The sequence below is a fragment of the Rhizobium sp. BK112 genome (assembly GCF_014193215.1).
GTDB classification, from domain to species: Bacteria; Pseudomonadota; Alphaproteobacteria; order Rhizobiales; family Rhizobiaceae; genus Rhizobium; species Rhizobium anhuiense.
On record NZ_JACHYZ010000010.1, the window covers coordinates 117,347 to 136,048 of the forward strand.

At 61.4% G+C, this 18,702-nt stretch carries 22 protein-coding genes; 8 read left to right on the forward strand and 14 right to left on the reverse strand.

What is annotated here, in order from left to right:
- The first annotated feature begins 25 nt into the window (after window positions 1–25).
- Together FHT75_RS25030 and FHT75_RS25035 are read left to right on the forward strand one after the other, a co-directional pair.
- A complete protein-coding gene (locus FHT75_RS25030) occupies window positions 26–694 on the forward strand; it encodes an outer membrane lipoprotein carrier protein LolA (RefSeq protein ID WP_028757777.1) in 669 nt (222 codons plus the stop codon).
- Window positions 695–827: 133 nt separating this feature from the next.
- Window positions 828–1,631 carry an exodeoxyribonuclease III gene (locus FHT75_RS25035; protein ID WP_028757778.1) on the forward strand — a complete coding sequence of 268 codons (804 nt, stop codon included), beginning with the start codon at window positions 828–830 and terminating at the stop codon, window positions 1,629–1,631.
- 33 nt (window positions 1,632–1,664) lie between these two features.
- On the opposite strand, the gene FHT75_RS25040 is transcribed toward FHT75_RS25035, so the two are convergent.
- Complete coding sequence (locus FHT75_RS25040) at window positions 1,665–2,120, reverse strand: cyclic nucleotide-binding domain-containing protein (protein WP_028757779.1); 456 nt, start codon at window positions 2,118–2,120, stop codon at window positions 1,665–1,667.
- Between the two features lie 97 nt (window positions 2,121–2,217).
- Entirely contained in the window at window positions 2,218–2,901 is a 684-nt protein-coding gene (locus FHT75_RS25045) for a response regulator transcription factor (protein WP_003582964.1), read from the reverse strand.
- Window positions 2,902–3,067: 166 nt separating this feature from the next.
- Between FHT75_RS25045 and FHT75_RS25050 the strand changes: the two genes are divergently transcribed.
- Both FHT75_RS25050 and FHT75_RS25055 read left to right on the forward strand, forming a co-directional pair.
- Window positions 3,068–3,589 (forward strand): L,D-transpeptidase, encoded by a 522-nt coding sequence (locus FHT75_RS25050; RefSeq protein WP_063473820.1) that lies wholly within the window; start codon window positions 3,068–3,070, stop codon window positions 3,587–3,589.
- A gap of 131 nt (window positions 3,590–3,720) precedes the next feature.
- On the forward strand, window positions 3,721–4,551 hold the full coding sequence (locus tag FHT75_RS25055) for an aldo/keto reductase (RefSeq protein WP_063473819.1): 831 nt from the start codon (window positions 3,721–3,723) through the stop codon (window positions 4,549–4,551).
- Between the two features lie 81 nt (window positions 4,552–4,632).
- Here FHT75_RS25055 and FHT75_RS25060 read toward each other — a convergent pair whose 3' ends face one another.
- The 12 genes from FHT75_RS25060 to ffh form a co-directional block, all read right to left on the reverse strand.
- On the reverse strand, window positions 4,633–4,986 hold the full coding sequence (locus FHT75_RS25060) for a hypothetical protein (protein WP_047616056.1): 354 nt from the start codon (window positions 4,984–4,986) through the stop codon (window positions 4,633–4,635).
- A 312-nt stretch (window positions 4,987–5,298) separates the two neighbouring features.
- Window positions 5,299–6,708: a 3-isopropylmalate dehydratase large subunit gene (gene leuC, locus FHT75_RS25065; protein WP_028757783.1), complete on the reverse strand. Its 1,410-nt coding sequence runs from the start codon at window positions 6,706–6,708 to the stop codon at window positions 5,299–5,301.
- Between the two features lie 298 nt (window positions 6,709–7,006).
- Window positions 7,007–7,360 carry a hypothetical protein gene (locus FHT75_RS25070; RefSeq protein WP_132574369.1) on the reverse strand — a complete coding sequence of 118 codons (354 nt, stop codon included), beginning with the start codon at window positions 7,358–7,360 and terminating at the stop codon, window positions 7,007–7,009.
- Window positions 7,357–7,722 carry a hypothetical protein gene (locus FHT75_RS25075; protein WP_132574367.1) on the reverse strand — a complete coding sequence of 122 codons (366 nt, stop codon included), beginning with the start codon at window positions 7,720–7,722 and terminating at the stop codon, window positions 7,357–7,359. Before FHT75_RS25075 ends, FHT75_RS25070 begins: the two co-directional genes overlap by 4 nt.
- A 70-nt stretch (window positions 7,723–7,792) precedes the next feature.
- Window positions 7,793–8,605, reverse strand: coding sequence for an amino acid ABC transporter permease (locus FHT75_RS25080; RefSeq protein WP_132574365.1), 813 nt, complete (start codon window positions 8,603–8,605; stop codon window positions 7,793–7,795).
- Window positions 8,606–8,626: 21 nt separating this feature from the next.
- The gene (locus FHT75_RS25085) at window positions 8,627–9,424 is read right to left on the reverse strand and encodes a basic amino acid ABC transporter substrate-binding protein (protein ID WP_063473818.1); all 798 of its coding nucleotides are present in this window, start codon (window positions 9,422–9,424) and stop codon (window positions 8,627–8,629) included.
- Between the two features lie 164 nt (window positions 9,425–9,588).
- A complete protein-coding gene (gene rplS, locus FHT75_RS25090; protein ID WP_132574363.1) occupies window positions 9,589–10,140 on the reverse strand; it encodes a 50S ribosomal protein L19 in 552 nt (183 codons plus the stop codon).
- Between the two features lie 214 nt (window positions 10,141–10,354).
- A complete protein-coding gene (gene trmD / locus FHT75_RS25095) occupies window positions 10,355–11,056 on the reverse strand; it encodes a tRNA (guanosine(37)-N1)-methyltransferase TrmD (RefSeq protein ID WP_183845233.1) in 702 nt (233 codons plus the stop codon).
- Between the two features lie 4 nt (window positions 11,057–11,060).
- On the reverse strand, window positions 11,061–11,630 hold the full coding sequence (rimM, locus tag FHT75_RS25100) for a ribosome maturation factor RimM (RefSeq protein WP_028758033.1): 570 nt from the start codon (window positions 11,628–11,630) through the stop codon (window positions 11,061–11,063).
- A gap of 115 nt (window positions 11,631–11,745) precedes the next feature.
- Complete coding sequence (rpsP, locus tag FHT75_RS25105; RefSeq protein ID WP_028756609.1) at window positions 11,746–12,117, reverse strand: 30S ribosomal protein S16; 372 nt, start codon at window positions 12,115–12,117, stop codon at window positions 11,746–11,748.
- 49 nt (window positions 12,118–12,166) lie between these two features.
- A complete protein-coding gene (locus tag FHT75_RS25110) occupies window positions 12,167–12,487 on the reverse strand; it encodes a chorismate mutase (protein WP_027682490.1) in 321 nt (106 codons plus the stop codon).
- A gap of 16 nt (window positions 12,488–12,503) precedes the next feature.
- Window positions 12,504–14,087, reverse strand: coding sequence for a signal recognition particle protein (gene ffh / locus FHT75_RS25115; RefSeq protein WP_028756610.1), 1,584 nt, complete (start codon window positions 14,085–14,087; stop codon window positions 12,504–12,506).
- 492 nt (window positions 14,088–14,579) lie between these two features.
- Between ffh and FHT75_RS25120 the strand changes: the two genes are divergently transcribed.
- The 4 genes from FHT75_RS25120 (at window position 14,580) to ftsY (ending at window position 18,641) form a co-directional block, all read left to right on the forward strand.
- Window positions 14,580–14,804, forward strand: a complete 225-nt coding sequence (locus FHT75_RS25120) for a hypothetical protein (RefSeq protein ID WP_028756611.1) — start codon at window positions 14,580–14,582, stop codon at window positions 14,802–14,804.
- Between the two features lie 78 nt (window positions 14,805–14,882).
- On the forward strand, window positions 14,883–15,788 hold the full coding sequence (gene dapF / locus FHT75_RS25125; RefSeq protein ID WP_097631151.1) for a diaminopimelate epimerase: 906 nt from the start codon (window positions 14,883–14,885) through the stop codon (window positions 15,786–15,788).
- Entirely contained in the window at window positions 15,785–17,059 is a 1,275-nt protein-coding gene (mtaB, locus tag FHT75_RS25130) for a tRNA (N(6)-L-threonylcarbamoyladenosine(37)-C(2))-methylthiotransferase MtaB (RefSeq protein ID WP_183845234.1), read from the forward strand. Before dapF ends, mtaB begins: the two co-directional genes overlap by 4 nt.
- A gap of 16 nt (window positions 17,060–17,075) precedes the next feature.
- Window positions 17,076–18,641, forward strand: a complete 1,566-nt coding sequence (ftsY, locus tag FHT75_RS25135; RefSeq protein ID WP_063473816.1) for a signal recognition particle-docking protein FtsY — start codon at window positions 17,076–17,078, stop codon at window positions 18,639–18,641.
- Window positions 18,642–18,702 lie beyond the last annotated feature (61 nt).

The window sequence follows — 18,702 nt, forward strand, 5'->3', positions numbered from 1 at the left end:
TGCAGATCGCATAAAGGAGATTTAGATGAGTCACTCCGATACCTTCCTCTCCGGCCTGACGGTAACGCGCCGCGATCTGCTCGGCGCCTTTGCCGTCGCTGCGGTGGCGAGCGCCATTCCCCTCGGCGCCTACGCTCAGGCGGCGGCTCCCGCCTCCGGCACCGCGCAGGCAATCGCCGACCATTTTTCCGGCGTCACGACGATGCAGGGCGAATTCGTGCAGTTCGGCCCGCGCGGCGAGCAGACCGGCGGCAAGTTCTTCATCCAGCGCCCAGGCAAGCTGCGCTTCAATTATGACGACCCGTCGCCGATGCGGGTGATCGCTGACGGCAAGAACGTCGCCATCGGCAATACGAAGCTCAAGACCTGGGATCTCTATCCGCTCTCCAAGACCCCGCTCAGCCTGCTCCTGGCGCAGCGCATCGACCTGTCGGCCGGCATGGTGAAGGGCGTGAAGGAGGAGTCGGACCTGACGACGATCGCGCTCGGCAACAATACGGTGTTTGGAAACTCGACCATCACCATGATGTTCGACCCGAAGACCTACGACCTGCGTCAATGGACGATCACCGACAATCAGGGCAAGGACACCTCGGTGATGATCTTCAACGTCAAGACGGGCATGCAGTTCGATGATCGCGTCTTCCGCGTGCCGTATGAGAGCATCCCAGGCACGCCTCAGTCGCGCGACTGAGCTTTTCGGTTGCTTTCGCACGCGGCCGGTTCCCTCGCGTCCGCGTTTATTCTAAAGCCCTTTCATGAAAGCGCGTCGCGTCGAGCTGCAGCTCGGCCGACACGCGGGCATTGGACGCGAGAGGGCATCGGGCATGGGTTTTTCGATCACCACCTGGAACATCAACTCGGTGCGGCTGCGCATGCCGATCGTCGAGCAACTCGTCCTCAAGCACAGGCCTGATATCCTGTGCCTGCAGGAAACCAAGGTGACGAACGAGCTGTTTCCGGCGGCACCGCTGCGGGCGATGGGCTATAACCACATCATCATCCACGGTCAGAAGGGCTATCACGGCGTGGCGATCGCTTCGCGCATTCCGCTGACCGAGGATCACCGCCAGGATTATTGCGGCGTCGGCGATGCCCGCCACATCTCGGCGATCTTCGAGCACGGCAATCGCCGCGTCCGGCTGCACAATTTCTACGTCCCGGCCGGCGGCGACGAGCCTGATCGGACGATCAATCCGAAATTCGGCCACAAGCTCGATTTCATCGAGGAGATGAAGCTGCTGAAAGCCAATGGCGAGGCCAATACCTCGGCCATCCTCGTCGGCGACCTCAATATCGCGCCGCTGGAGCACGACGTCTGGTCGCACAAGCAGCTTCTGAAGATCGTCAGCCATACGCCCGTCGAAACCGAGGGGCTGCTCGAGGTGATGAAGCGCGGCGCCTGGCTCGATCTCATGCGCCAGCATGTGCCGGCCAGCGAGAAGCTCTACACCTGGTGGAGCTACCGCGCCAAGGACTGGGAGGCCGCCGATCGCGGCCGCCGTCTCGACCATATCTGGTCGTCATCGGATCTCGGGCCGCATCTGAAGCGGATCGAGATCCTGAAGGAGGCGCGTGGCTGGGACCGGCCCTCCGACCACGTGCCGGTGACGGCGCATTTCGATTTCTAGCGCGTCCTTTCGGACGCGCTGTCTCTATCAGTCTTAGCTGAAGCGGTAGAACTGGCTTGCGGCCTTTGCCGCAAGTTCGGCGAGATTGTCGCGGATGCGGTTCTCGATCAGTCGGGCTGCGTCCGGATATTCCTCGATCAGCCGGTGGAAGAGGGCACGGGTGATGCGGATGATGCTGGTGTCCTCGCGCGCGATGGCCGTGAACTTGCGCTCCACCAAGGTGACCAGTGCCAGCTCGGAAACCAGCGTTCCGGGACCGGCGACCCCCTCTGTCCTCTGCATGCCGTCGCTGCTCGTCGCGCTCAGTTCCAGGCTACCGCTGAGGATGACGTAGGCGCTCTCGGCGGGCGAGCCCTGGCGAAACAGCATCTGGCCGGCGGCGATCATGCGCCGGTCGGCGCCGAAGGCGATCAACCGCAGCTGATCCTCGTTCATGTCCTTGAACAGAGGAAGCTGCGCGAGCAGGTTGATATCGTCGGTCAGCGCCATGCGGGCTTTTCGCCTTAGTACGGAGCGATTTTGCGTCCGGAATTGCGTGAAACGCAGAGATAGAGCATTTCGGTGATTCGGAGAAAACGGAAATGCTCTAGGGTATGATCTTGTAGCCGCCGTTTTCCGTGACGAGGATTTCGGCATTGGAGGGGTCGCGCTCGATCTTCTGGCGCAGGCGGTAGACGTGGGTTTCCAGCGTATGCGTCGTTACGCCGGAATTATAGCCCCAGACTTCCTCGAGAAGCACGTCGCGGGTGACCACCTTCTGTTCGGCACGGTAGAGATAGCGGATGATCGCCGCTTCCTTTTCCGTCAGCCGGATCTTCTGACCATTGTCGGTGGTGAGCAACTTCTGGCTCGGCTTGAAGAGGTAGGGGCCGACGGTGAAGGTCGCATCCTCGCTCTGCTCGTGCTGGCGCAGTTGCACCCGGATACGCGCGAGCAGAACGGCGAAACGGAAGGGCTTGGTGACATAGTCGTTGGCGCCGGCTTCGAGGCCGAGGATCGTGTCCGAATCGGTATCGTGGCCGGTCAGCATGATGATCGGCGCCTTGAAGCCGCCCTTGCGCAGCAGTTTCACCGCCTCGCGGCCGTCCATATCGGGCAGGCCGACATCCATGATCAGCAGATCGACCGGTGTCGAGCGGGCGGTCGCAACACCCTTGCCGGCGTTGGCTTCCTGCAAAACCGAAAATTCCTCATACAGCGACAATTGCTCCGTCAGGGTCTGACGAAGGTCATCGTCGTCATCCACCAGAAGAATGGTGCGTGCGGTCATGCCCTTGCTTTCCTCATGTTAAGTCCCCTAGTCCTACGCCAAATTCCTGGTTTGGCAAGGATCGGGCGCAGGCTGTTGCCGCGCAGGTTTTCATATGATTTCAATCAAAGCCCCAGACAATGCAAGACATGCGAGAAAAATGGAAAAAACAAGGCAGGGACGGGGCATGACGCCATCGACGATCGTGGTGCGCCCTGCGCCGGGGCGTAAGAGCCGGGCGATCGTCCGGCTTGGCGCGATCACCGTGCCTGCCGCGATCGGCCGTTCCGGCCGCACGGTCATGAAACGCGAGGGCGACGGCGCCACGCCGATCGCCTCGATGAGGCTGATATCAGGCTTCCGGCGGGGCGAGCGGAACGGCCGGCTCGTCACGCCGCTTCCCATCCGCCGCATACGTGCCGACATGCTCTGGTGCGATCAGTCCGGCAATGCCAGCTACAACCGTCTCGTCAGGGCGCCGTTCGGCGCAAGTCATGAGGAGATGCGGCGCAGCGACGGGCTCTACGATATCTGCCTGGTGATGGACTGGAACATTTCCTCGCGTGCGCGCAATCGCGGCTCGGCGATCTTCTTCCATCTGATCCGGCCAGGCTATGAGCCGACGGCCGGCTGCGTCGCGGTGAGCCTGCGCGACATGCGCCGCCTGCTGCCGCACCTTCGACAGGGAACGATTGTCCGGGTCGTCTGATTGTCTTCCGGATGCGGCCGCCTATATGTTTTCGGTGACCGAACGCTCCGGCTGAAATGCGTTCCGGGACGCCCGCAGGTGCGGACGCAATTCATGCCTCGTCCAATTCTTCAAACTCCCGGAGATATAGTGTGACCGCTCAACCCATCATCACTTTCCATGACGGACATTCCATTCCCCAGGTCGGCCTCGGTGTCTGGCAGACGCCGCAGGAGATCGCCGCTCCGACCGTGCGGACGGCGATCGCCGCAGGCTACCGCCATATCGATACTGCTTCCGGCTACGACAATGAAGAGGGCGTCGGCGAAGGCATTCGCTCCTCCGGCCTCGACCGCAAGGACATCTTCGTCACCACCAAGCTCAGGAATACCGACCAGGGCTACGACAATGCGCTGCGCGCCTTCGACGGCAGCCTGAAGAAGCTCGGTTCGGAGTATGTCGATCTCTATCTCATCCACTGGCCGTCGCCGCATCGCGGTCTTTATACCGAGACCTGGAAAGCTTTCGTGCGCATCCGGGAAGAGGGCCGCGCCCGTTCGATCGGCGTGTCGAATTTCTATCCCGAACATCTGGAGCGCATCATCGGCGAAACCGGCGTCGTTCCCGTCATCAACCAGATCGAGCTGCACCCCGACTTCCAGCAGAAGGCGGCGCAGGAGGCTCATCAGAAACTTAACATCGTCACCGAATCCTGGAGCCCACTCGGCCAGGGCAAGTTCATCTCGAACGCCGTGATCGGCGAGATCGCCAAAAAGCATCAGAAGACGCCGGCACAGGTGATCATCCGCTGGCACATCGACACCGGCCTCGTCGTCATCCCGAAATCGGTGACGCCATCGCGCATCGAGGAGAATTTTAAGGTGTTCGACTTCAAGCTCGATGCCGATGACATGGCGGCGATCGCCAAGCTCGACAGCGCCGACGCCCGCATGGGACCGGATCCGCACACAGCAACCTTCTGATCGCCGTCCCAATCATTGCTAAGCCAATCAGCGGCCGCCCCGGGAGAGATCGCCCGCGGCGGCCTTTGTATGGCGGTCGCATCAATAATTACATTTGGACGAGCCGTTGGTCGGGGTAAAACCGAAGTTGCAGGCATTGTTCAGGCGCTGCGGCCGTCCGATCGAGCCGGTATATTCGTCCGAAGCATTGAAAGCGCGCGCGGGATACCAGTAGCCGTTCGAGCTCCTGATATAGCCAGCCCGGGCGCTGCTGTAGCCGCGATACCCGTTGAGGGACGGTATCTTGCTTTGCGCGACCTGTTGCAGCAGGGCGGAAGAGATCACCGGCGGCGGTGTCGGATGGATCGGCGCGGCAGCAGCGACATCGATCGATGCCAGCGATACGAATACGCCCAGGATGGTTCGCGGCAGGCGTCCTGCCATTTTCGGTCTCATGGCTATTCTCCCAGATCACACAACGCGGAGCTTTCCTGGTGCAGCCAGGCCAGTTGATCGCCGAGGCCGGTAACGGACGCCCGAAAGCGGTGCCTGTCGAACGTCGCGCGAGTTGCGCCTGAAAGCGCCATGTCGATGAAGCCACAGGCATTCTTCGATGTCGATTGCCCGAACGGGTGAAATCGGGAACTCGGGTCATGCACTGACACGGATATGGGGCATCGCCCGATGAGACAGGGTACCATAAAATGCGAAGCCCCCGATGCCTTCAGGAGGCATCGGGGGCTTCGGACTGTCATCCGTTTTGACGGATCAATTCCACTCGCGGATATCGACGAAGTGTCCGGCGATCGCGGCTGCCGCTGCCATTGCCGGCGAGACGAGATGCGTGCGGCCCTTGAAGCCCTGACGGCCTTCGAAGTTGCGGTTCGAGGTCGAGGCACAGCGTTCGCCCGGCTTCAGGCGGTCGTCGTTCATGGCAAGGCACATGGAGCAGCCCGGCTCGCGCCAGTCGAAACCGGCGGCCTTGAAGATCTTGTCGAGACCTTCGGCTTCCGCCTGTTCCTTGACGAGGCCTGAGCCCGGAACGATCATCGCGTCGACGGTCGGGGCAACCGTCTTGCCTTCGACGACCTTGGCGACTTCGCGCAGATCCTCGATACGGCCGTTGGTGCAGGAGCCGATGAAGACGCGGTCGAGCGTGATGTCGGTCATCTTGGTGCCCGGCTTCAGGCCCATATAGTCGAGCGCGCGCCACTTGGAGGTGCGTTTGGTTTCGTCCTGGATATCGTCGGGGTTCGGAACGATGCCCTGGACGGAGATGACGTCCTCGGGCGAGGAGCCCCAGGAGACGATCGGCGGCAGGCTGGCGGCGTCGAGGACGACGACGCGGTCATAGTGAGCGCCTTCGTCGGTCTGCAGCGTCTTCCAATAAGCGATCGCCTGTTCCAGCGCCTCGCCCTTCGGCGCGCGCGGCTTGCCCTTGATGTATTCGAAGGTCTTTTCGTCAGGCGCGATGAGGCCGGCGCGGGCGCCGCCTTCGATCGTCATGTTGCAGATGGTCATGCGGCCTTCCATCGACAGCGCGCGGATCGCTTCGCCGGCAAATTCGATGACGTGGCCGGTGCCGCCGGCGGTGCCGATCTCGCCGATGATGGCAAGGATGATGTCCTTGGCGGTAACGTGCGGCGGAAGCAGGCCGTCGACACGCACCAGCATGTTCTTCGCCTTCTTCTGGATCAGCGTCTGGGTCGCCAGAACATGCTCGACCTCGGAGGTGCCGATGCCATGCGCCAGCGCGCCGAAGGCGCCGTGCGTCGAGGTGTGGCTGTCACCGCAGACGATGGTCATGCCGGGCAGGGTGAAGCCCTGTTCCGGGCCGACGATGTGAACGATGCCCTGGCGCTTGTCGCTTGCCGAATAATATTCGACGCCGAATTCGGCGGCGTTGGTGGCGAGCGCCTCCACCTGGATGCGGCTTTCCTCGTTCTTGATGCCGAGGTGGCGATCGGGCGAGGTCGGGACGTTATGGTCGACGACGGCCAGCGTCTTTTCCGGGGCGCGAACCTTGCGGCCGGTCATGCGCAGGCCTTCGAACGCCTGCGGCGAGGTGACTTCGTGGACCAGATGGCGGTCGATGTAGAGAAGACAGGTGCCGTCTGCCTGTTCGTCGACCAGATGATCGTCCCAGATCTTGTCGTAGAGGGTACGCGGTGCGCTCATGGCGTTAAGTCCGTTTTTTTGGAAGCTTTGGAAAATCGAGAATGCGGATCAGGCTCCGCGGCCGTCATTCGATCAACGAAGTCGGCTGTTGAGCGCACCGGACACGCAGGCAAAAAACCGCGCCGGCAGGCGATAATGGTCCTGCAGCACGAAAATATGCGCGCCAGTGCATCTGAACTTGGATTCCATCGCCTGCATATATCAACTTTCCACCGCCTGAGCAATGTTCTGCTAAGTCACATGCTCCAGTGGATAAATCGGATTACAGAGTCGAATATCCCTGGGTGAACTGTCGGCCTCAATTCCAGTTACAGCTTAGTTCGTCTTCAAAGCAACGATAGCCGACATTGCCTGCCAAGCAGCGTAGGAGCGGCCGATAAGATCCCTGGCCCAAAGTGCGGCAGTAGGCGAATGATTTTTCCGAGACGATCGTCCAGTGCTCAGCGAGCTTCTTCTTTGCGTCAGCCTCATCCTGAAGACACTTGTTTGTCTCGATGTTTTTTTCATCCGCATTCAGCATCTTTGAGGTTAGCCGGACACAGTATGAGTCGTCATATTCAGGCAACTCTGCTGCTTCTACAGAATACGGTTCTCCAATAGTGGCTACCAAAAGAAGCGCGGCGACCGAAAACTCTAGGAATCGTATCGTCACAGCGTTTTTCCGCGACAAGTCAGTGTTCCCGAATAGCATTTTTGACCAACGATAGATGAAAGGCATCCCATGAGCTGCTGATAGGATTTAATCTCATCCATGGTTCCCTTAGATTTCATACAGAATTTCATGTCATCGTCGGTAACCAGGAACCAATGTTTCTGCAATTGCTCCTTAAAGCGATTTTCGGAGCGATTGCATTGTATAAGAGCAAGGAAGCGGTCGGCGGGCTTTATCGGCTGCTTTGCGACTTCCGTACAAAATTCCCCTTGAAACGCGGGAAATTCGGTGGCTTCAGCCGGAAATGATATCGTGCTGGCAAAAACAACGATCGCCAAGAAAAACGGGAGAGGCGCGGTCATCTAAAGACTCCAAGACTTTGCAACCTAGAAATTGCTCCTGAAAAAGACGCAGGCAAAAAGTTGGCTTCGTTCACCGCGACTTCAGCCACTTCTCCGTCCGCCGCAGGACCAGCGACAGGCCGATCGTCAGGATCAGGTAGATATAGGTGACGATCGAATAGGTCTCGAAGAAGCGGAAGGAGCCGGCGGCGTAGACCTTGCCCATCTGGGTGATGTCGGCGACGCCGAGCACGGAGACGAGCGAGCTGTCCTTGACCATCGAAACGAAATCGTTGGAGAGCGGCGGGAAGATCACCCGGATCGCCTGCGGAAAGACGACGGAGCGGAAACGCCGGTAGCGCGAGAGACCGAGCGCCTTGGCCGCCTCGATCTGGCCGATATCGACCGACTGGAAACCGGCCCGAAAGATCTCGGCGATGAAGGAGGAATAACCGATCGTCAGCGCGATGACCGCCCGCCACATCAGTGAGAGATCGCGCACCAGGATGGGCTCGGCCATGCCTGACGTCACCAGCGGCGAAATCAGGAAATTATAGGCTGCGACCAGTGCCGGCGCACCGACGAAGGCGACATAGAACAGCAGCACGAGGATTGGGATGCCGCGGATGATCTCGATGTAGAACCGTGCGATCTGGCGCAACACCGGGCTGTCGGCCATGCCGAGCAGGCAGATGCCGAGGCCGAGCACGGTGGCGAGCACGAAGGCGACCAGCGTCACGAAGACGGTGATGCCGACACCGTTGACGACGGTGCGAAAGACCTGAGCATAGATATCGTTGGTGATGATGACAACGGCAAGGACGATGCCGATCGCGACGAGCGCGACCAGCCACCAGGGATAGTCGTCCTTGACGGGTCTGTGGGAAGATGTTTGCAGGGCCATTCGTCTAGCGGCTGCTCGGCATCATTCGCCCATCTTGTAGTCGAGGAACCACTTCTTGTTCAGCCCATCCAGCGTGCCGTCGGCCTTGAGTGCTGAAATGGCGGCGTTGACGGGGGCGACGAGATCGGACCCCTTCGGGAAGATGAAGCCGAAATCCTCGGTGCCGAGCGGCTCGCCGATCAGCTTCAGGGCGCCGCCTGAAGCATCGACATATCCTTTGCCGGCGGTGCCATCGGTCAGCACGACGTCGACGTCGCCGGCCTTCAATGCCTGGACGGTGGCGCCGAAGGTTTCGAAGAGCTTGATGCGCGGGTTCTGCTCGTTGCCATCCAGCACTTCATAGACAGCGGTGTAGAAGGGCGTGGTGCCGGGCTGCGCGCCGACCAGGCCATCCTTGAATTCGCCGAAGGACTTGGCATCGGTGAAACGCTTCTCGTCGCCGCGCACCAGCATGAACTGCTGCGAGCGCATATAGGGGTCGGAGAAATCCACCTTCTGCTTGCGGTCTTCCTTGATGGTGATGCCGGTCATGCCGATGTTGTACTGGCCGTCGGACACTGCCTGGATCATCGCGTCCCAGCTGGTGTTCTGGTATTCGACCTTGAAATTCAGCCGCTTGGCGATCTCGTTCATCGCATCATATTCCCAGCCGATCGCCTTGCCCGATTTCGGATCGACGAATTGCAGCGGTGGATAGGCATTCTCGGTCACGACGACGACACTCTTGCCGCCGAGATCAGGCAATTCGGCGGCCGATGCGGCCAGGGGGGCAAGAGCAAGGGCGGCGAAGCTCGCAAGAACGGTACGACGAAACAACATTGAATGGTTCCTAAAAATTGAACGGCAAAAACTGTCACGGAAGATAGGCCCGAGGCAAGGCCGCCAGCTGCGTGGCCAAACAAAAAATAGAAAAGGCGACCCGGAGGCCGCCTTTCCAAGCGAAGAATTTTGCTTCAAGCAAAGAATTTTGCGTGGTGCAGATCTTATTCTGCTGCCGGTTCCGCTGCAGCGGCAGCGGCAGCGGCTGCTGCTTCAGCAGCGGCCTTGGCTTCCGCAGCTTCTGCTGCTGCCTTCTCGGCGGCGAGCGCCTGGGCTGCTGCAACCTTTTCAGCTTCGATGCGTGCCTTTTCCTCGGCAATGGCGGCGCGCTCGGCGTCGTTGAGCTTGCGGGCGCGGACGCCGGTGTCTTCAACGATACGGGCAGACTTGCCGCGACGGTCGCGGAGGTAATAGAGCTTGGCGCGACGGACCTTACCGCGGCGAACGACGTCGACGCTTTCGATCATCGGCGAGTAGACCGGGAATACGCGCTCGACGCCTTCGCCGTAGGAGATCTTGCGGACCGTGAAGTTTTCCTGCAGGCCGCCGCCGGAGCGGGCGATGCAGACGCCTTCATAGGCCTGAACGCGGGTACGGTTGCCTTCCGTGACCTTCACGTTGACGCGGACGGTGTCGCCCGGGGAAAATTCGGGAAGCGTGCGCTTGGCTTCGATCTTGGCGGCCTGTTCGGCCTCAAGCTGCTGAATGATGTTCATCGTCTTAACCTTTGGTTCTTCTGAAACAGCCAGAGCGCTCGACACTGATCCTTCGGAACTGGCCTCAGGACTTTGCCCATCAAGGGCGGGAGCGGATTCGCCATTCTTTGTTTGCTGGCAGACGGGGATAAACCCCATTTCCGCGTGCGCCAATACACGAAAGGCCAGGGCTTGTCATCCCTTGGACGGCATTTTTGTGAAAAGGGCCGCGAAATCAGCCGTTTTTCTCGTTTCTGGCCTTTTCGAGCAGATCCGGGCGGCGCAGCTCGGTCAGCCGCACCGCCTCCTGGTGCCGCCATTTCTCGATGGCGCCGTGGTTGCCCGAGGTGAGGACGGAGGGAATTTCGCGGCCTTCCCACTCCTGCGGCCGGGTATATTGGGGATGTTCCAGCAGTCCGCCTTCGAAGCTTTCGTGCAGGCCGGAAAGATCGTTGCCCATGACGCCTGGCAGGATGCGGATGATCGCATCGAGGACGATCAATGCGGCCGGCTCGCCGCCTGACAGCACATAGTCGCCGATCGAGACCTCTTCCAGTCCGCGCGCCTCAATCACCCGCTGGTCGACACCCTCGAAACGGCCGCAGACGATGATGACGCCGTCGCCTGCCGCGAGCGCGCGCACACGCTCCTGTGTCAGCGGCCGGCCGCGCGGGCTCATCAGCAGCCGCGGGCGGGTATCGTTTTCCGAGACGCTGTCGATCGCACGGGCGAGAACGTCGGGTTTCAGCACCATTCCGGCGCCGCCGCCGGCAGGGGTGTCGTCGACGCTGCGGTGCCTGTCGGTGGCGAAGTCGCGGATCTGCACCGCGTCCAGCGACCATTGCCCGCGCTCCATCGCCTTGCCGGCGAGCGAGAAGCCCAGATGTCCCGGAAACATCTCCGGATAGAGTGTCAGCACGCTCGCCCGGAAAGCCATGGCGTCACTTCTTCTTTTTCGGCTTGTCCGCGGTGAATTTCGAAAGCTCTTCGGGATCGTCGACCAGTCCCGCCGCCAGCGGATCGATCAGCAGTGTGCCGGCCTCGAGATCGATCTCCAGCACCGAGGCTTCGGAGAAGGGGATCAGCACTGGGCGCTTGCCCGGGCCTTTGAGTTCCAGGAGATCGCCGGCGCCGAAATCGAAGACGCCGGTGACCGTGCCGTAGCTGACACCCTTGTCATCTAGCGCTTCGAGCCCTTCGAGATCGGCATAGTAGAACTCGTCGTCCTCCAGTTCCTCGTCCGGCAGGTTGTCGCGTTCGATATAGAGCTCAAGTCCGTTCAGCGCCTCGGCGGCATTGCGGTCGTTGACGCCGCGGAAACGGACGACGACGACATTCTTGGTCTCGCGGATTTCGAGGACTTCGAAACTGCGGCCGTCCATGCTGTGGAGATGGCCGTAGTCGCCAAGCGCGCTGGGATCGGCCGTATAGGCCTTGGCGCGCACCTCGCCCCGGAGGCCCTGCGCGCCACCGATCGTCGCCATCAGAACGGGGTTTTCAAGCTTTGTCATGGGTTCCTTCATGTGAAGCCGAAAGACAGGTTTCTCATAAACGAAGTGCGCAAGATTGGAAACGAAAACGGGCGGCATGTCGCCATGCCGCCCGCTCGATCGAGGGAAGTCCCGATTATTCCGCGGCGTCGGCAGCAGCAGCGGCTGCGTCGGCAACCTTCTGAGCCTTTTCGGCGGCGCGCTCCTGGGCGCGCTTGCCCGGCTTTGCCTTGATCGGGTTGTTCTTGGTTTCGCGCTTGGCAACGCCGGCTTCATCGAGGAAGCGCAGAACACGGTCGGTCGGCTGGGCGCCGTTTTCGATCCAGTGCTTGATGCGCTCGGCGTTCAGCTGAACGCGCTTCTCGTCGTCCTTGGCAAGCATCGGGTTCCAGGAACCGAGGTTTTCCAGGAAGCGGCCGTCACGCGGGCTGCGCGCATCGGCGAGAACGACGTGGTAGTACGGGCGCTTCTTGGAGCCACCGCGGGCGAGACGAATTTTCAGTGCCATGTTCTTTACTCCTTAGGCTTTTCTTGACCACCTGGTTCGGTGGTACGGGTTATCGGGCTGCAGCGCTCTGTTCAGCGTGATCCGCAGCGATCTGCTCATGATGCCGGATGACTTCCTTGATGACGAAGTTCAGGAACTTCTCAGCGAAATCCGGATCCAGATTGGCGGTTTTCGCCAGCTGGCGAAGGCGTTCGATCTGGTATTCCTCGCGCGCCGGGTCGGCCGGCGGCAGATTGTATTTGGCCTTCAGCACGCCGACCTCTTTGGTGCAGCGGAAGCGTTCGGCCAGCATGTGCACGAGAGCGGCATCGATATTGTCGATCGACTGACGATAGCTCGCGAGCTGGGCTTTGACGTTTGGATCAATCATGGGGCAAGCGATCCTTTCACTTCTTCTTCGGCAATCCGGGCAATCCCGGGAACCCACCGCCAAGGCCCGGCAGCTTGGCGCCGCCGAGGCCTGGCAAACCACCCGGCAGACCGCCGAGACCGGGCATACCCCCACCCGGTTTTCCAAGTCCCGCCGCTTCCGCCTGCTTCTGCAGGGCCTCGAGCTGCCGGGGATCGATATTCGAGAGATCGGGCATGCCGCCGCCCATGCCGCCCAAGCCGCCAAGTCCCATCTTGCCGGCAAGGCCGCCCATCATCTGCTTCATCATGCCGCCTTTGCCCTTGCCGCCCATCATCTTCATCATGTCCGCCATCTGGCGGTGCATCTTCAGAAGCTTGTTGATGGCGGCGGCATCGGTGCCGGAACCGGCGGCGATGCGCTTCTTACGCGAATGCTTGAGCAGGTCGGGATTGGCGCGCTCGGCCTTGGTCATCGACTGGATGATGGCGATCTGGCGGCCGAAAAGCTTGTCGTCGAGGCCGGCTGCGGCCATCTTGTCCTTCATGCCGGCCATGCCGGGCATCATGCCCATGATGCCGCCCATGCCGCCCATCTTCTGCATCTGGCGCAGCTGATCGGCGAGGTCGTCGAGGTCGAACTTGCCCTTGGCCATCTTGGCGGCCATGGCGGCCGCCTTCTCGGCGTCGATATTCTCCGCAGCGCGCTCGACGAGCGAGACGATGTCGCCCATGCCGAGGATGCGGTCGGCGATGCGGCGGGGATGGAATTCCTCCAGCTCGCTCATCTTCTCGCCGACGCCGATCAGCTTGATCGGCTTGCCGGTGACGGCGCGCATCGAAAGGGCCGCACCACCGCGGCCGTCGCCGTCCATGCGGGTCAGCACCAGACCGGTGATGCCGACGCGTTCGTCGAAATTGCGGGCGAGGTTGACGGCGTCCTGGCCGGTGAGGCTGTCGGCGACCAGCAGGATTTCATGCGGGTTCGAGCGCTTCTTGATGTCGGCCATCTCGACCATCAAGGGCTCGTCGATATGCGTGCGGCCGGCGGTATCGAGGATGACGACGTCATGGCCGCCGAGCTTGGCCGCCTGTACGGCGCGCGCGGCAATATCCGTCGGCGACTGGCCTGAAATGATGGGCAGCGTATCGATATTGGCCTGGGCGCCAAGCTGGCGAAGCTGCTCCTGGGCTGCCGGACGGCGCGTGTCGAGCGACGCCATCAGCACCTTCTTCTTCTCGCGCGTCGACAGGCGATTGGCGATCTTCGCCGTCGTCGTCGTCTTGCCGGAGCCCTGCAGACCGACCATCATGACGACGACGGGGGCGGGCGCATGCAGGTCGATGCCGACCCCTTCGCCGCCCAGCATCTCGATCAGTTCGTCATGGACGATCTTGACGACCATCTGGCCGGGCTTGATCGACTTCAGGATCTCGGCGCCGACGGCCTTTTCTCGCACGCGGTCAGTGAAGGAACGCACGACGTCGAGCGCGACGTCGGCCTCCAGCAACGCACGGCGAACCTCGCGCAGCGCTGCGGAAACATCGGCTTCCGAAAGCGCGCCACGGCCTGTCAGTCCATTCAGAATGGATCCAAGACGGTCCTGGAGGTTTTCAAACATCGGCTCTTCCTTGATACGTTTCGGGCGGGTTGGGATATGCCCGGAAACGTCGTGCTTTTCCTTGACGAAAACAAGACGCAAAGCCAAAAAGCACCCGAGGGCGCATCGCGCTGTCGGGTGTTGACCTCCGGGATCTCAGGGTCCCGGTCGGCGGCTCGGAGTCATGCGGCTCGTCGCGGATTGGGCGCGATAAACAGGAAAGCTGCACGAAAGTCAAGGTGAATGCGGACAAATGACCGCGTGGCGGCTTTTCAAAGGCCGTTTGACGTGGGCGCGGCGGATGTGCCGGCGGACAGGGCATGAAAGTACATGTTCAAGTCGACTTGTGTATAGCATTGCGCGTTCCGCTTGGTTCTTCCGATTTTGCCGGCAAAAATTCCGCTTGTCGGCCTGGATTCCCTGGGCGGGCCAGTTGCAAAATATTCCGCTTATGATTCTATTTTCTACTTAAGTGCCTCCTGTAAAATGATTCGTGAATATCCTTGATGCCGAATGAATCGGCGGAGATATCGAATGATAGATCCTGATATTGAGAGCTGGGCGCTGGCGCGGGCTCATCATATTGTTCTGAACGAAGGCTTGAATCTTGCGAAGGCGGCACAGGATCTGGATCGCAAACGGTCCCGCTCGCTGGTCTACGAGTTGAGGAAGGTCATCACCGCAGCGATCGTCGAAGCCCATGCTGCGTCCTTCGATCGCGACGGTGTGCAGCGGTAACGCCTGCCCGGCACTCACCCACTGGTAATTCCCGCGCATTTCCGCCATATACACCGGAAAGACAGACGGAACGATACCATGAGTGCAACGGTCGAATTCGCGAGGATGAACGGACTTGGCAACAAGATCCTGGTCGTCGACATGCGCGGCCGGCCGGATAAGGTGACGCCGGCGGCGGCGGTCGCGCTCAATGCGGATCCACAGACCGAGTTCGACCAGATCATGGCGATCCATGATCCGAAGGCCGAGGGCACCGATGCCTTCATCGATATCCTGAATTCCGATGGCTCGAAGGCGCAGGCCTGCGGCAACGGTACACGTTGCGTCGTGCAGGCGCTTGCCGCCGAAACCGGCCGGAAGGTCTTCACCTTCCAGACGGTCGCCGGCATCCTCAATGCCGTCGAGCACGAGGACGGGACGATCTCGGTCGATATGGGCCGGCCGGTCTTTGATTGGGACAGGATTCCGCTGGCGGAAGAATTCCACGACACCAGCCGCATCGAACTGCAGATCGGCCCGATCGACAATCCGGTGCTGCATTCGCCATCGGCGATGTCGATGGGCAATCCGCATGCGATCTTCTGGGTCGACAGGGACGTGATGTCCTATGATCTTGCCCGTTTCGGACCGCTGCTCGAAAATCATCCGATGTTTCCCGAGCGCGCCAATATCACGCTGGCGCAGGTGACCTCGCCGACATCCCTGACGACGCGCACCTGGGAGCGGGGCGCGGGACTGACGCTCGCCTGCGGCTCGGCCGCCTGTTCGGCTGCCGTCAGCGCTGCGCGCACCGGCCGCACCGGCCGCAAGGTGACGATCAATGTGGCAAGCGCCAAGCCGCCGGCCGCACTTTCCATCGAATGGCGCGAGCGCGACGATCACGTCATCATGACCGGCCCGGCCGAATGGGAATGGTCGGGCAGACTCGATCCTTCGACGGGTCTCTGGTCGCGCGATGGTACCCGAGAGGCGGAGGCGCAGTGAGCGGTATCGAGGTCATTACCTTCGGCTGCCGCCTCAACACATATGAATCCGAAGTGATGAAGGCGCAGGCTGAAAAGGCCGGGCTCAACAATGCCATCCTGGTCAATACCTGTGCCGTCACCGGCGAGGCCGTGCGCCAGGCCCGCCAGGCGATCCGCCGGGCGCGGCGCGACAATCCGCATGCCCGCATCATCGTCACCGGCTGCGCCGCGCAGACGGAAAAGCAGGCCTTTGCCGACATGGCAGAGGTCGATGCCGTGCTCGGCAATGAGGAGAAGCTGACCAGCGCCTCCTATCGCAGCCTGCCGGATTTCGGCGTCTCGGCCGAAGAGAAGCTCCGCGTCAACGACATCATGAGCGTCAAGGCGACGGCGCCGCAGATGGTCAGGCATATCGACGGCCATGTGCGCGCTTTCATCCAGGTGCAGAACGGCTGCGATCACCGCTGCACCTTCTGCATCATTCCCTATGGTCGCGGCAATTCCCGCTCCGTGCCGATGGGCGCCGTCGTCGACCAGGCCCGCAATCTCGTCGCCGGTGGTTATCGCGAGATCGTGCTGACCGGTGTCGACGCCACCAGCTATGGCGGCGATCTGCCCGGCGCCCCGACGCTCGGCCTCCTGGCCAAGACACTGCTGAAGCAGCTCCCCGATATCCGCCGCCTCAGGCTTTCCTCGATCGACAGCATCGAGGCCGATGCCCACCTGATGGATCTGATTGCCGACGAGCCGCGTTTCATGCCGCATCTGCATCTGTCGCTGCAGCATGGCGACGACATGATCCTGAAGCGCATGAAGCGGCGGCATTTACGCGCCGACGCGCTGCGTTTCATCGAGGAGGCGCGCCGTCTTCGACCCGAGATGAGCTTCGGCGCCGATATGATCGCCGGCTTCCCAACCGAAACCGAAGAGATGTTCGACAATGCCGTGCGGCTGGCTGAAGAGGCTGATATCGCGCATTTGCACGTCTTCCCCTACAGCCCGCGTCCCGGCACGCCGGCTGCCCGCATGCCGCAGCTCGACCGGTCGCTGGTCAAGGATCGCGCCGCCAGGCTGCGCGCCGCTGGACATATGCTGCATCAGTCCCATCTCGATCGGATGATCGGAACCCGGCAATGGCTGCTTGTTGAAAACAACGGCCTGGCGCATACGGAGAACTTCACGCTGGTTGCCGCGCCCGGCCTTCGTCCCGGCGAACTTGTGCCGGTCACGATCAACGGCCACAATGGCAAGCATCTCGACATGCAATTGACGGCCGCAGCCGCGGCCTGACTTTCACGGAATCCCCATGGCGCTCAGTTTCATCAAAAAGGTCTTCACCTTCGGCAAGCCGGCTGAAGAAGCTGTGCCTGCGGCCGTGGAAAGGGAGCTGGAGCCGCGTTCGCGCGACGAAGATCTGCCAATCGCGGATGATCCTGTTCTACCCGAGGAAATGGATACGGCCGGCGGGCCGGCTGCCGATATCGACGAGGGCGCAGTGGATGCGCCGGTTGCTGAAGATGATGACGAATCCGCAATCCTGCCCGCGGCCGACCAATTGAGCGATATGGGCGTCGTGCCGCTTTCATTGCTGGAAGCCGAGGCGGCCGCGGAAGCGGAGACGGAAACCCGGCCGGCCGCCGGCAACGTTGCGGAAGCCCCCCCCTCTGTCCCTTCGGGATATCTCCCCGACAAGGGAGGAGATCATCCGGAGACTGACGCGCCGGCTTCGATCGAAGAGATCGCCGAAGTGCTTCCCGAAGGGCTTTCACCTGAGACCGACGTAGAGCAAGACATCTCCGTTCAGCCGATCTCCTCCCCTGCGGGGGAGATTCCCGGCAGGACAGAAGGAGGAAACCCCGCGGCAGAACCGCAGACCGGCTCTCCCATCCTCCCAAAAGGCTTTGCCACCGGTCCGAAGGTCGTCGAGCCGGAGCCGATTGTCCCGCAACCGAGGCTCAGCTGGTTCCAGCGCCTGCGCAACGGTCTTGCGCGCACCTCCTCGCAGTTGTCCAGCCAGATCACTGCGCTCTTCACCAAGCGCAAGCTCGATGACGAGACGCTGCAGGATCTCGAAGACCTGCTGATCCAGGCCGATCTCGGCGTCGAGACCGCGATGCGCGTCACCGATACGCTCTCTTCCGAGCGTTATGGCAAGGATGTCACCGGCGAGGATGTCAGCCGCATCATGGCGTCCGAAATTGCCAAGGTCCTGAAGCCGGTCGCCAAGCCGCTGCAGCTCGACCTTTCGCACAAGCCGCATGTCATCCTCGTTGTCGGCGTGAACGGCACCGGCAAGACGACGACGATCGGCAAGCTTGCGGCGAAACTTTCCGGCGCCGGGCTGAAGGTGATGCTGGCTGCCGGCGATACTTTCCGTGCGGCGGCGATCGAGCAGCTGAAAATCTGGGCCGACCGGACGAAATCCGAATTCATCGGCACCAAGCTCGGCGCCGATGCCGCAGGCCTCGCCTATGACGCCTTCGAACAGGCAAAGGCAAAAAAATGCGACGTGCTGATCGTCGATACCGCCGGCCGCCTGCAGAACAAGGCCGAGCTGATGGCCGAGCTCGAGAAGATCGTGCGCGTGCTCGGCAAGCTCGATCCCGATGCGCCGCACACCGTGCTGCAGACGCTGGACGCCACGACGGGGCAGAATGCGCTGAGCCAGGTCGAGATCTTCCGCAACGTCGCCGGCGTCAACGGGCTGATCATGACCAAGCTCGACGGCACGGCGCGCGGCGGCATTCTCGTCGCCATCTCCGCCAAGCATAAGCTGCCGGTCTATTTCATCGGCGTCGGCGAGGGTGTCGAGGATCTGGAGCCGTTCGAGGCCGAGGATTTTGCCCATGCCATTGCCGGACTTGGGCAATGATGCCACAGATATGCCGCCGAAAGCCTGCAGGGCACGGCCGGGAAACAGGTTCCCAGGAAAA